This is a genomic window from Paenibacillus sp. OT2-17, from assembly GCF_009827695.1.
GTDB lineage: Bacteria > Bacillota > Bacilli > Paenibacillales > Paenibacillaceae > Paenibacillus > Paenibacillus polymyxa_B.
On record NZ_WUDQ01000090.1, the window covers coordinates 1 to 12080 of the forward strand.

At 40.9% G+C, this 12080-nt stretch carries 10 protein-coding genes and 1 pseudogene; 8 read left to right on the forward strand and 3 right to left on the reverse strand.

What is annotated here, in order from left to right; all coding sequences use genetic code 11:
• The first annotated feature begins 270 nt into the window (after positions 1–270).
• The 3 genes from GRP75_RS12795 to GRP75_RS12805 are packed head-to-tail and all read left to right on the forward strand — an operon-like array spanning position 271 to position 2647.
• Positions 271–1194, forward strand: coding sequence for an ABC transporter ATP-binding protein (locus GRP75_RS12795; RefSeq protein ID WP_160789486.1), 924 nt, complete (start codon positions 271–273; stop codon positions 1192–1194).
• Positions 1191–1898, forward strand: coding sequence for an ABC transporter permease (locus tag GRP75_RS12800; RefSeq protein ID WP_160789487.1), 708 nt, complete (start codon positions 1191–1193; stop codon positions 1896–1898). Before GRP75_RS12795 ends, GRP75_RS12800 begins: the two co-directional genes overlap by 4 nt.
• A gap of 14 nt (positions 1899–1912) precedes the next feature.
• Positions 1913–2647: an ABC transporter permease gene (locus tag GRP75_RS12805; RefSeq protein ID WP_013309463.1), complete on the forward strand. Its 735-nt coding sequence runs from the start codon at positions 1913–1915 to the stop codon at positions 2645–2647.
• On the opposite strand, the gene GRP75_RS12810 is transcribed toward GRP75_RS12805, so the two are convergent.
• Complete coding sequence (locus tag GRP75_RS12810; RefSeq protein WP_160789488.1) at positions 2648–4009, reverse strand: lanthionine synthetase C family protein; 1362 nt, start codon at positions 4007–4009, stop codon at positions 2648–2650. It abuts the gene before it with no gap.
• Positions 4010–4206: 197 nt separating this feature from the next.
• On the opposite strand from GRP75_RS12810, the gene GRP75_RS12815 reads away from it, so the two are divergent.
• The 5 genes from GRP75_RS12815 (at position 4207) to GRP75_RS12835 (ending at position 11543) form a co-directional block, all read left to right on the forward strand.
• Positions 4207–4359, forward strand: a complete 153-nt coding sequence (locus tag GRP75_RS12815) for an FDLD family class I lanthipeptide (protein ID WP_103048208.1) — start codon at positions 4207–4209, stop codon at positions 4357–4359.
• A 76-nt stretch (positions 4360–4435) separates the two neighbouring features.
• The gene (locus GRP75_RS12820; protein ID WP_160789489.1) at positions 4436–5698 is read left to right on the forward strand and encodes a lanthionine synthetase C family protein; all 1263 of its coding nucleotides are present in this window, start codon (positions 4436–4438) and stop codon (positions 5696–5698) included.
• 50 nt (positions 5699–5748) lie between these two features.
• Positions 5749–6426, forward strand: a complete 678-nt coding sequence (locus tag GRP75_RS12825; RefSeq protein ID WP_023987836.1) for a winged helix-turn-helix domain-containing protein — start codon at positions 5749–5751, stop codon at positions 6424–6426.
• A gap of 127 nt (positions 6427–6553) precedes the next feature.
• Positions 6554–9655: a lantibiotic dehydratase gene (locus GRP75_RS12830; protein WP_337194226.1), complete on the forward strand. Its 3102-nt coding sequence runs from the start codon at positions 6554–6556 to the stop codon at positions 9653–9655.
• A gap of 262 nt (positions 9656–9917) precedes the next feature.
• Positions 9918–11543 (forward strand): ABC transporter ATP-binding protein, encoded by a 1626-nt coding sequence (locus tag GRP75_RS12835; RefSeq protein ID WP_237449031.1) that lies wholly within the window; start codon positions 9918–9920, stop codon positions 11541–11543.
• A 44-nt stretch (positions 11544–11587) separates the two neighbouring features.
• On the opposite strand, the gene GRP75_RS12840 is transcribed toward GRP75_RS12835, so the two are convergent.
• Together GRP75_RS12840 and GRP75_RS12845 are read right to left on the reverse strand one after the other, a co-directional pair.
• A complete protein-coding gene (locus tag GRP75_RS12840) occupies positions 11588–11911 on the reverse strand; it encodes an AzlD domain-containing protein (RefSeq protein ID WP_069080731.1) in 324 nt (107 codons plus the stop codon).
• Positions 11908–12080 (reverse strand): annotated as a pseudogene (locus GRP75_RS12845) (branched-chain amino acid ABC transporter permease); the annotation flags it as partial. The gene GRP75_RS12840 and the pseudogene GRP75_RS12845, both read right to left, overlap by 4 nt.

Consider the following 12080-nt stretch of genomic DNA (forward strand, 5'->3'; position numbering starts at 1 on the left):
CATTCCCAAGGGCATGGAATACCTATTGCCAAAAGCTTTATTGAGGCGCATAACGGAACGCTTCATATCCTTTCAGGCAGTAAAGCGGGTACTAGGATGGAGATTTCACTGCCGCTAAACATCTAACTTTTTAACATCTAATCTCACATTTTGCAGTTTGCTCGGTTTTTTTGCCTGTTGTTTAGGGACTGTTTACCTGATGTTTACTTTACTTCAGTAAACTGTATGTAACTTAAGCTTCAGCATTAGAAGTCGAGAGGAGATCAGGAAATGTCTGAATATGTAATACATACACAGCAGCTAACTAGGCGTTTTGGAAAACGGGAATTTGTAAAACGAATAAATCTCCAGGTACCCGGACAGCAGATTTATGGATTTTTAGGACCTAATGGGGCGGGTAAAACAACCACGATTCGTATGCTACTTGGGCTGATTAAATCCACATCCGGGGAAATTGAGATTTTTGGGAAAAAGCTGAAGGATCAGCGTATGGAAATATTGAAGGATATTGGTTCCTTGGTTGAATCACCTGCCTATTATGCCCATTTATCCGCATATCGAAATTTAGAAATCGTTACAACCATGCGTGGACTGCCGACCCGAAGAATTCATGAAGTGCTGGATTTAGTGAGATTAACCAAGGATGCGTATCGTCCGGTAAAGGGATATTCCTTGGGGATGCGACAAAGACTGGGGATTGCTATGGCGCTTATTGCCAACCCCAAATTATTGATACTTGATGAACCGACGAATGGTTTGGACCCGTCTGGTATTCAGGAAATTCGGGAGTTAATTATGAGCCTCCCTGGCGCTTACGGAATGACGGTACTAGTTTCGAGCCATTTATTAAGCGAAATTGAGCAGATTGCAACCTATGTAGGAATTATTAATCAGGGTGAAATGATCTTCCAGGGAACGATGAAGGAACTCACCGCCAAAAGCAAGCCTCAATTATTCATTGAAACCCCAGATCCTGTTCTGGCTGCCGGTGCACTGATTCAGCATGGGTGGACGGCCGGGGCAGAATCGATTGAACAAAATGAGATCGTGACTCCTATTGTAGATCGGCAACAATCTTCGGAGATGATCAAGGTGCTTGTGGAACACAATCATCCCATTTATCGGGTCACAGAGAAGAAAAAAACATTGGAGGAGATATTCCTGGAACTGACAGGTAAGGAGCGAAGCTTATGATACTCCGGGCTATAAAGTCAGAGGGGCTTAAGCTGAAGAAAATATGCTGGTGGATTCCTCTTATACAGGGGTGTGTACTTACAGGCATGACTGCTGTGGAATGGTATCTTTACTTTCGGCAAGGACCGGGAGGTGTCTACGCTGGTTTTGCCGTTATGTTTATGTTCCTTTCGTTTGTGATGCTGCTTGGCGGTACACTTTTGGCGAGCATTATGGCCGGTACAGAGCATGATACTCAAACATGGAAGCAGCTTATGGCCATGCCTGTTCCCAGAAGTTATATCTATTTATCCAAAATCGTATGGATTGTGATTCTGCAGTTGGGTACCGCCTTGATCACTGTAGCAGGTATGAGCCTCATCTGGGTGTTATATACAAACGAACCCATTCCTTGGCGGATCATGTTGTTACAGCCGATTAATGCAAGCTTGGCTACCCTACCAGTACTTGCAATTCAACTTTGGCTGTCTACGCTTTTCACTAATCAGGCATTCCCATTAGCGTTTGGTATATTCGGTTCAATTGCAAGCTTGTTTTTGGCACGCACAAGTATTCTGTGGATTAAAATATTGCCTTGGTCGTACCCTGCATTATCAAGTCCTCTGATGAAGGAACACATGATTTGGGTGATCGTTGCTTTAAGTGCAGGAGTCATCTTTACGGGACTTGGTACACTACAGTTTACCAAGCATGAATTCAAATAGAGAGGAAAAGATACATGGGCTCTATTTTACGCGTGGAGACAATAAAGCTTCAATGGATCATGGTTTGGATTCTCATTATATTGGATGCGATCATAAATTCTTTAATGGGAGTCCTGGAACTGAATGATTTGAAGCAGTTTTTTTCACCCAGTTGGTTAACTTTATATACTTATTCAGCGCAATTTCACTCTATGTTTTTTTATCCGCTCTATTGTGGAATTATTGCTTCTCTTTTGTGTGCGTACGAGCACCGGGATGGAGGATGGAAGATTTTATTGAGCAGCCCGTATCCTCGTCAGCAAATTTATTATGCAAAATATATATTGCTCATTCTCATACTGGGTCTGGATCAGCTTATATTTATAGTAGGCTATTTTGTAAGTGGAAATATAGCAGGTGCTCCAGGAGAGATCCCTTGGTCTGTCGTTCTTTCTACCGGTTTGGGAGGGTGGCTCGGGATTTTTCCCCTGGCAGCACTACAGCTTATGCTCTCGATAAAAATTCGGAATTTTGGAGCTTCTCTGGGAATGTCCATTTGTTGTGTGGTTCCTAATATTGTTATAACAGGCTTTCACTCTTCCATAGGTGCGTGGTTTCCTTTTACGATTCCTTATTATATTATGATGCCGCAAACAGCGACTTATGCACCCAGAGTTGAGCCTTACAGTCTCGGACTGATTGTCATTTTTACGTTTTTAGCCTATCTGTATGGTGGAAGAAAGATGTTTGTGAATAGGGACTGGTTGTAGTTAGGATAGCATGAGGATGTAATCCCAACCGATCTCTTTGTTCTCAGAAACACTTAATAAAGCAGCTGCAATCCCAGCAACGCCTTCAAGCATGCCCGCTTTTGTCAGCCAAGTTAAAGAGCCATCTGCCCTTGGCTCGGGGTCCAGATATCCTAGTGGGCTATCCATTTGAAAGCGATCAAGCAGACAATTTGTTAACTGTTGAATAAGCGGGAGAAAAGCAGGCTCTTTACTATGACACCACATTCGCCAAGAGATGGTAAGTAATCCGGCAAGACCGTGACAGAGTGCAGAAGAGTCCATTTCCCGCTTAGCTATCTCATAGGAGATTGCACCGACACAAGCTTTCACAGCCAATTTTTGCAGATTATCGTTATGGAGAGCCTTTCCGGCAAGAAATAGGGTACAGGCAATGCCGGGGGTACCGTAACACCATGCTTCTCTTGCTCGTTGTATATCAAACTGCAAAGAGCCTGTTTCAGCTTCAAATGGAACGACATGAGGCCAGTAGTAGCCGTAGGTATCTTCATATTTATACTTAAGCAACCATTCCGTAATGGTTTCGATCGCTTGATATTGGCCTTTTACTTCAATTCCAGCACTGTAAGCTACAGATAATAAAGCCAACGGTCCAGGAATACCGTGTGCCATTCCACAATTAAAATTGCCCAGAGGATAGTTACGTTTATCCCGGTCTAAAAATTGAAACTTTTGCGGAGAGTACCACCCTGGGACACAACGATTGTGAATATGTATGGGATGTGTAAGATCGGTAAGAAATTGAAGAATAGGCTCAACAAGAGGAGTACAGATAGGATTGTTTGTGTTCATCAAAATATATCTTCCAATCCCGGATGCTCCTGAAATCGTATCAAAGGCTTGCATGGGCATACCTTCGCACAGACTTAATTGTTCTGTATTTAACTGAAGCCATTGTTCTGTCTGAGGAATCATCCATTGATGGATTTGCTGTAAAAAATTGCTGTAGTTTTCTCCATGATTAGAAGCCTCTCTTACGGAAGAAGCGATGCCTGCCCAGCCACTGTAAAGAGAGAGATCGTTAAGACCATTTTTAGCAAGCGAGGATTGGATCTGAGCCATGTTCAAATGTATGGCTTTATTCCAATCATACGAAGGGTCTGTAGCACGCCATTGCGATAGTAAATGAATGTTACCAGGATAACCATGCGAAAGTGAAGTTTCTCCCCATGGGTGGTACTTTGTTTCTGGCGAAACATTGTGTTCCGCATGGACTGCTGCATAGACGGATTCGGGCTCGCATAGACGTAAAGCAATTTTTTTACTAATATCTCTTGCACGAACTTGGTCGGATTGTTGTATAACAAAACTATCAATTTTCATATGAAAGCCTCCATTATTTTTTTCTTCATTATATTGTCACTAAAATCTAGTGTGTTGTCCTTAAAAATACTAAAAAATAATGAAGGTTTATCTTAAATGTACTCGTTGAAATTAAGACAAATGTAAGAATTATATAAAGTCTAGTTAAGATTATATAACTTATAATAAAATTGTAAAAAATAAAAGGAGGTAACAAGATGAAAAATCAATTTGATCTGGACTTGCAAGTAGCTAAAAATGAGGTTGCTCCAAAAGGAGTTCAACCAGCCAGTGGTCTTATCTGTACTCCTTCATGTGCAACAGGTACTTTGAATTGTCAAGTTAGTCTTACCTTCTGCAAAACGTGTTAATAACGAAAATACATGGAAAAAAGGCACGGTTTCTATAACCGTGTCTTTTCCAGTTACGAAAATGAGGGAAGGATTTATGGTTGAAGATTTGAAGGGGAGATCAGTTGAAATCAGTAAGTATATAGCACAAAAGCTAATAGACCTATCATATACAGAAAAGATAGTTAATCATACAAACAACCTTTCACCTTCACGTGGAAATCCCCCTTGGAATCCTGGCTCGCTTGCCGATGGAATTCCGGGTGTGTTTGCGCTGTTGTCCGAATGGGGTTACCTGGAGCCAGATCAAAATTGGGCAGAGCATGTGCATAGTCAGTTACGGTACTTAGATGCTAACTCTCTATTATTATTGCCTCGTATATCTCTTTATTATGGAACAACAGGAGTAGCTTATGGCATATTATTAGCTTCCAATAACAGAGCTAATTATAACAAACTAATCTCTCAGCTTAATAAGTATATTGAAGTAAAGTGGGGGGATTTACCTGTAATTGGCACAATTACAGAGTTCAGTAGGCAAATGGATATCATCAATGGGCTGCTCGGGGTGGGCAGATACACTCTGGAGGTTGCTGAAGACAAGACGATGTGTGATCTGTCTCGTCAATTATTAGACACCATTACGCATTTTATACCTGAATATATACATTTGTCGTCAAGGGAAGATTCGGCTTCAATCCATCTAGGTTTGGCGCATGGTATCACCGGAATACTTGCACTGCTTGTCACTGTCCTACAAAAAAAGATCGAAGTTGAAGGACTACATGAGGCTATAAAACATATAGCCGATTTTTTGCTTATTCAAATTCAGGAGGATCAATATGGCTGGTATTGGCCTGTAAATTCTCAAGCGTCTTCAATGAACAAGAGAGAGAAAAAAGTAGGGATGAGAGAAATTGAAGGCTGGTGTCATGGAACCTTTGGAATAGCTTGGACATTACTCAGAGCAGGAATTGAGTGCAGTAATGAAGAATGGAAAAAGATAGCGAAAAAAGCTATGGAATCCATATTTTGCTTAGATGATGAGCTACTAAACGCGCTATCCCCTACTTTCTGTCACGGGTTGGCCGGTTTGCTTCATATGGCTCATAGATTCTATAGCTTAACCGGTAATATAGCAGCCTTACACTTTGCCGATCAGATAGCTTTAAAGTTAGTAAATTTATACGATGAAGAGCTCCCATTTGGATACCGGGATTTGGAGGGGACAACTCATGTTCATAATGTAGGAATACTGCAAGGAGCAACAGGGATTGCGTTAAGTTTGCTGGACTATGGAATTGGGAAAGAACATCCTAAATATTCAGGGAGATGGAGTGAATTGTTTCTAATTTCTTAAGGGCGCTCTACCTTATTGCTTATCTGAAGCATTGGTTTTGGGGGGATTAGATGAAACAAAAATTTATGGTTATATCATCTTTTAGGAAGATTAAGCATTTTTTTGAGACTTTAAGCACTCCAGAAAACATTCGAATCATGTTTTATGATTCGCTTTACCAGGCTCTACCGGAGATTGATGAACAGTGTATCGGTGTAGCTTTGAATCAGGATCATATAACGCTAGAGGACTTGTCTTACTGGCACAGCATTAAAGAAAAATTTACAGTTCCATTTATCTTTCTTTCCTATCATAGTGATGACCAACGGCAATTGGATCTCCTCAAACAACTGTTTTCAATGGCTTCATCTGCATATGAAATGGAAAGAGAACAGCAGGCTATTAGTTTATCACCTAATGTCATTTTTGATCCTGCTGGAAAGGTTATTTGGAAGCAAGGGCATGAGCATATGCTGACTATGATGGAATTCCGATTATTAATGTATCTTCTTACTGCAAAAGAGTGTGCTTCTACGATTGATCACATTATAGACAGAGTCTGGGGAGTGGATGCTTTTACTACGTCTAATACGGTGTATGTGCACATCAGAAAATTGAGAGAGAAAATAGAAGATGATCCAAGTCATCCAAAAATTCTGGTAACATGTCATGGAATCGGTTACAAGTTGAATATATTTCCTAAAAACTTGGAGGTGGTCAGTTGTGAAGAGACAACTGCATTACACTGATGCGCATAAACTACATAATGAAGTGAGAGATCGGGATGAAAGATGGTTTAGTGCATGTGATTTTTTTCTAATCAGAGCTCCATTACTATCGCTAGACCGATATTTTCAGGTGTTTTCGGATCAAGATGTGGACAGCCAGCTTACGTTGGAGGAAATAACTCGTCGATTAAAGTTGATATCCCAAGAAGCTGTTGTTCAAGAAGCCATAGCATTAGCCTCTCCGTCCCTAATGCAGTTTTTACATTACTTGAATGATGGTCATGCTTTGGATGATAAAGGAGAGCTACAAAAGTATGAGAAGACGCTGAACAGCTTTTATCGTTATTTTATTCGGATGACTACCCGAACGACTCCATTTGGGTTATTTTCAGGAGTGGGGCAGGGGATTTGCGGGAAGACTACCGATCTGGATATTGGTAGCTATCCTAAGCATCTAAAGAGAGCTAGACCCGACATGGAATGGATATATAAACTGATTCAAAAAATAGAAGCTGATCCGGCCATATTTAATCAACTAAAGGTTTTCCTAAACAAAACGGTTATGATCAAAGGAAATCGAGCCAAATTACCATTCCGACCTAAGCATGGAGCAGCAGAAGCTGATGATTCGGCAGAAATTTTTAATTCCATTCGGCTTACTGACGTTGTTCGAATGACGTTTGAAGCTGCGGAACATCCCATTCGGGTGATGGAACTGAAAGAAATACTATTAAAGGCATTCCCTGACGCTACTTTGGAAATCATAGCTGATTATTTGCAGCAACTAGTAGAGCAAGAGTTTATTTTGAGCGAGCTTAGACCTCCGTTAATGGATCATTCACCCTTTCATTACATATTCGAAAAAATTAAAAATCTGGACATTTCCGATCCTTGGATTCACATTTTACACGAAATTGATGCTTTGTTACTTCAATATAATCAATGCACGATTGGAGAAGGAGAGAAGGTCTACCGGAAATTATGTGACAAAATGCTGGATATCATTTCTGTAAAAACACCTGTACAAGTTGATGTTAAATTGGATAAAGAAGTAACGCTGCCGAAACATGTGCTTGATGAGGTTTCATTAGGGGCTGAAGTCATGTGCAAATTGTATGCATCCCCCAAAACGGATGAATTGGCTGAATATTTGAATCGTTTCTTGGAAAAGTACGGTGTGTATCAGGAGGTTCCTATTCATGAACTGTTTGATGAGGATTGGGGTCTGGGTATACCGGAAATGTATCGTTCAAATGAAAAAAAATCAATGGGCATGGAGGCATTTAAACGCAACGCTGTTCTCTTTCAATGGGTTTCGAATGCCATTTCTAATCATGAAATAGAACTTGCCCTTACAGATGAACAGTTAGAGCAACTGATGATTTCTGATAACTACGACACTTCCCCAGAATCAATGGAGATCTATTACAGTATATTTGCTGAGTCTCCTGAAAAAGTTGATTCTGGAGACTATTTGCTTTTACTTGGAGCCAGTGCTGGCTCGAATAGAGCGGGTAAAACCTTTGGACGTTTTCTGGATATGTTTAGTGAGGAGTTTGTACAAAAATTCTCTGAAATATATGATCATCACCGATGCTTTCATCCCGATGCGTTATTGTCAGAGATGGTTTTTATGCCGGAACAGGGGAAAATATCAAATATCTCATTAAGCAAAAATTTAATGGCATATGAGATTGTGTCGGGAACCACCTCTTCTAAAGATGAGGACCATACGCTCTGTATTGATGATTTAGTGGTGGGTGCTACTCATGATCGTTTTTATGTCAAGTCCAGACGTTTGGGTAAGGAAATAATCCCCTTGCAAACACACATGCTGAATTACAAACTTTCACCACATATATTCAGATTTCTAACGGATATTACCAATAAAGAGATTGGTACGTGGTCTTATTTTGACTGGGGGCCATTAGAGCAGTCCCCTTTTTTGCCAAGGCTAGTATATAAAAAGATCATTATTAGTGCTGCGCAGTGGAAACTGAGCAAAGCTTCATTGAATATTTCAGAATCATGCGAGTCCAAAGAAGGAGAAGAACTTTTCCATATGTGGAGAAAACAATGGAATGTACCGCGCTATGTTTACCTAACGATGGGGGATAATCGCCTTTTATTAGACCTATGTAACCTCTTCCATATCAAAGATTTGCTACATGAGGTGAGCAAGACACGTGAAGGACAGGAACTTCTTCTTACCGAGTGTTTGGGTAATCCCTTCCATACCCCAGTACAGGGGACGGCAGGAAGATACATGGGAGAATTTGTGTTTCCACTTAAGAAGAAAAAAATAAAGGTGAAACCAAGTATCCCTAGTTCACAAAACCATATTGTTTCTCAAAACTTCATTGCTCATACTCCTTCCAGCATTCATAGAGGCATATTTCCAGGAGGGGAGTGGCTATACCTTAAATTGTACGGAGTCAAGGAAAGAGAGACTGACCTGGTAGGCTTAAGCCTAGGGCATCTCTTAAAACAGCCGGGGTTTAAGGATTGGAGTCAAAAATTTTACTTTTTGCGATACGTTGATCCTGAACATCATATCCGTCTACGGTTTCAGGGAGAGCCAGAAAAGCTGTGGCTTGTTGGCCTACCGCAATTAAATCAGTGGGCAACCGAGTTGCGTGAAGAGGGGCTAATAACGAATATGGTCATAGATACATACCATCCTGAATTGGAGAGGTATGGAGGACAGACACTTATGGAGCTGGCAGAACAGGTTTTTGACGTGGATAGTCAATGGGTCATCGCCTATATGAAGGGAATTCGCTCTAATGCTTTCAATCTGGACATAGAGATTGCGGCTGTGATTAACATTATTCATTATCTGAGTGGTTTTGGTTTAACGATTCAGGAGCAAGTGAAATGGCTAGAAGAGAGAATTGATTGCAAGCCTCATATGAAGGCATTCAGGGATGTCAAAAAAACATTGATTACCGCTGTAGAATCGAATTATGAATGGATTGGACAAGCAGATACGACCACACAGGTTGCTTTCTTAGCGCTTGTAGAAAAAAGACAGACTATGATTCAGCAGTATGCTCAAGCGATAATCCTGGCTAAAAATAATCACGAACTTACCAATCCTCCTGATGATATTTTAGGCAGCATCATTCATATGCATTTGAATCGTCTGCTTGGTGTAAATAGGGAGCGAGAAATAAAATGTATGGCTTTAGCTAAGCATACAGTAGCTAACCTGTTGCATAGGAAAGGGGTAAGCTATGTCACAGTCTAATGGACAAACCAATGACCTGATCTCTTTGTCCTATAAAAATATATTTCGTACCTTTTTATTTTGGCCTCGTATATTCAGGCTGCTTTGGGACACACATCCTTCCTTTTTGATTGCTATACTCATTACGAATTTATTGAAGGGTGCAATTCCTGCTGTGATCCTTTTAACCACGAGAGAATTAATCAACAGTGTCGTGGCCGGAGCGTCAGGGGGCAGCTTTCAACCTGTTTTTATAGCTTTTGGCGTCTTGATCGGTGTCAATTTGCTGTACGATCTGATCAATATTGGCGAAAGCTTTTTTCGTAAAATGTTTCAAAGCCGGCTATCGAACCAGGTAAATATCAGAATTATTGAAAAAGCACAAAAGATGTCTTTGCAGTCGTTTGAGGATGCAGATGTGCAAAATATGCTCCAACGTGCTCAGGGAGAGGCAGATTTTAGGCCGTTTGAAATATTTACTCAAATCCTTGCCATTATTAGCAGTGTTGTAACCTTATTTTCGACGGGTGCTATTCTCATCGCATGGAGATGGTGGGCATTCTTATTCATTTTTCTCATTCCATGCTTATCATTTTATTCTTTTTTACGTATCGGGCAAAGAGAATTTAATGTTCACTTTCAAAGAGCAGGAAGACAACGTGAATCCTGGTATTTGTCGTTTTTAGTGACAAGAGATAATAGTTTTAAAGAAGTGAAAATATTTCAACTGGGAGACTATTTGCGAAAAAGATATAAAACGATACTCGAAGGGTTTTATCGCGAGGATAAAGTGCTAGCGGTTCGTAGATCCTATACCTCTCTTGTATTTCAGATTGTAAATCAGGGTGCGTGTGCATTTATTATTTTCATGGCCATACAAGCCACTTATGTTGGTCAAATTTTAGTGGGAAACTTGGTGAGCTTAATTCAGGGTATCACGTTAACCCAGTCAACATCGCAGAGCATTGTACAAGGGATTTTAAGCTTGTGTCAAAATAATTTGTACATCAAGCAGCTATTTGACTTTTTGGATATGCCGGAAGAGGCAAAAATACAAAAAACGGTTCAGCAATTGCCTTTGTCCACTATTCACAGTATTGAATTTCGGAATGTATCGTTTAGATATCCGAACACGGAGGAGAATGCCATTTCTAATGTTAGCTTCAAGCTTCATCAAGGAGAGAAGCTGGCCATTGTAGGGAGAAATGGATCGGGTAAATCAACGATTGTGAAGTTACTGACTCATTTGTATTCCGATTTTGAAGGAGAAATCTTAATTAATGGACACTCAATACATGAATTGGATAAAGACAGTTTTAGAGAAAAGATAGGCGTTGTTTTTCAGGATTTTGTACATTATGAGATGGCTGTTAGAGATAATATTGGCTTTGGTAATGTGGCTTCGAGAGAAAATGATGAGGCCATTTGGACAGCTATAGATAAGGCGGGGATTACAGATTTGATAGTCGGCCTGCCTGATAAAATGAATACCTTGCTTGGAAAATGGTTTGAAGATGGACAACAGCTATCTGGAGGACAGTGGCAGCGTATTGCAATAGCCAGGGCCTTTATGAGAAATGCCGATATATATGTCTTGGATGAACCGAGCTCTTTTTTGGATCCACACGCGGAGAAAGAGGTTTTTCAAAAGTTTGATCAGCTTATTCATGAGAAAATTGGAGTGTTTATTTCACACAGATTGTCCTCCGCACGTATGGCGGATACCATTATTTTAATGGAGGAGGGCAAAATTGTGGAAGCAGGTAGTCATGAACACTTAATGGATATAGACGGAGTGTATGCAGAAATGTTTAGGCTGCAAGCCTCCTCGTATCTTTCACAACGGGAACGTGGTTTTGAGGAAGGAGATCTGTCGCCCTCGTTAGTAAGGACGACAGGTGGAGCCTAAGAAAGGACAGATGCCCTCCTATTGTAGGAGGGTAATTTTTTTCTTCACCACAAAAGTCGAATTACAGCCATACTCACAATACCGACAACGACGGTAGCCAGCAGGTTTTTGCTCCACAAGGCGGTCACTAGCGTAGGAAGAACAGCCATAAGCACTTGTCCATTAAGAGTGACTGAGGTTTCGGTTCGAACGAGCAGATTTTCCATCACGAGGGCCGTGAATATGCAGATGGGAATATAGGAAAGCCATTGTAGCACTGGCTTGGGTAGCGCCAGCTTTTGCAGCACGACAAAGGGAATGATCCTTGGGATCGCCGTGACAAGCATGGCACCGATTATGATATACAGGACATTGGGATTAATGTTCATTTGTCAGTTAACACTCCAATCGTTGCGGTGATCATGGTCGCTACAATGACGGCGATATGTGATGGTACCCACCAGGCCAAAAGGTACATCAGAACAGCCATACATAGCACAAGCAGCAGACGATGCTTGAGTTTGGAGGTCTGAACACTTTGGAGCTGGGAAATGAGCA

What these genes read in the sequence shown, in the direction of transcription:
- GRP75_RS12795 (WP_160789486.1), top strand. Translation starts at nt 271, where the DNA reads ATGTCTGAATATGTAATACATACACAGCAGCTAACTAGGCGTTTTGGA.
- GRP75_RS12800 (WP_160789487.1), top strand. Translation starts at nt 1,191, where the DNA reads ATGATACTCCGGGCTATAAAGTCAGAGGGGCTTAAGCTGAAGAAAATA.
- GRP75_RS12805 (WP_013309463.1), top strand. Translation starts at nt 1,913, where the DNA reads ATGGGCTCTATTTTACGCGTGGAGACAATAAAGCTTCAATGGATCATG.
- GRP75_RS12810 (WP_160789488.1), bottom strand. Translation starts at nt 4,009, where the DNA reads ATGAAAATTGATAGTTTTGTTATACAACAATCCGACCAAGTTCGTGCA.
- GRP75_RS12815 (WP_103048208.1), top strand. Translation starts at nt 4,207, where the DNA reads ATGAAAAATCAATTTGATCTGGACTTGCAAGTAGCTAAAAATGAGGTT.
- GRP75_RS12820 (WP_160789489.1), top strand. Translation starts at nt 4,436, where the DNA reads ATGGTTGAAGATTTGAAGGGGAGATCAGTTGAAATCAGTAAGTATATA.
- GRP75_RS12825 (WP_023987836.1), top strand. Translation starts at nt 5,749, where the DNA reads ATGAAACAAAAATTTATGGTTATATCATCTTTTAGGAAGATTAAGCAT.
- GRP75_RS12840 (WP_069080731.1), bottom strand. Translation starts at nt 11,911, where the DNA reads ATGAACATTAATCCCAATGTCCTGTATATCATAATCGGTGCCATGCTT.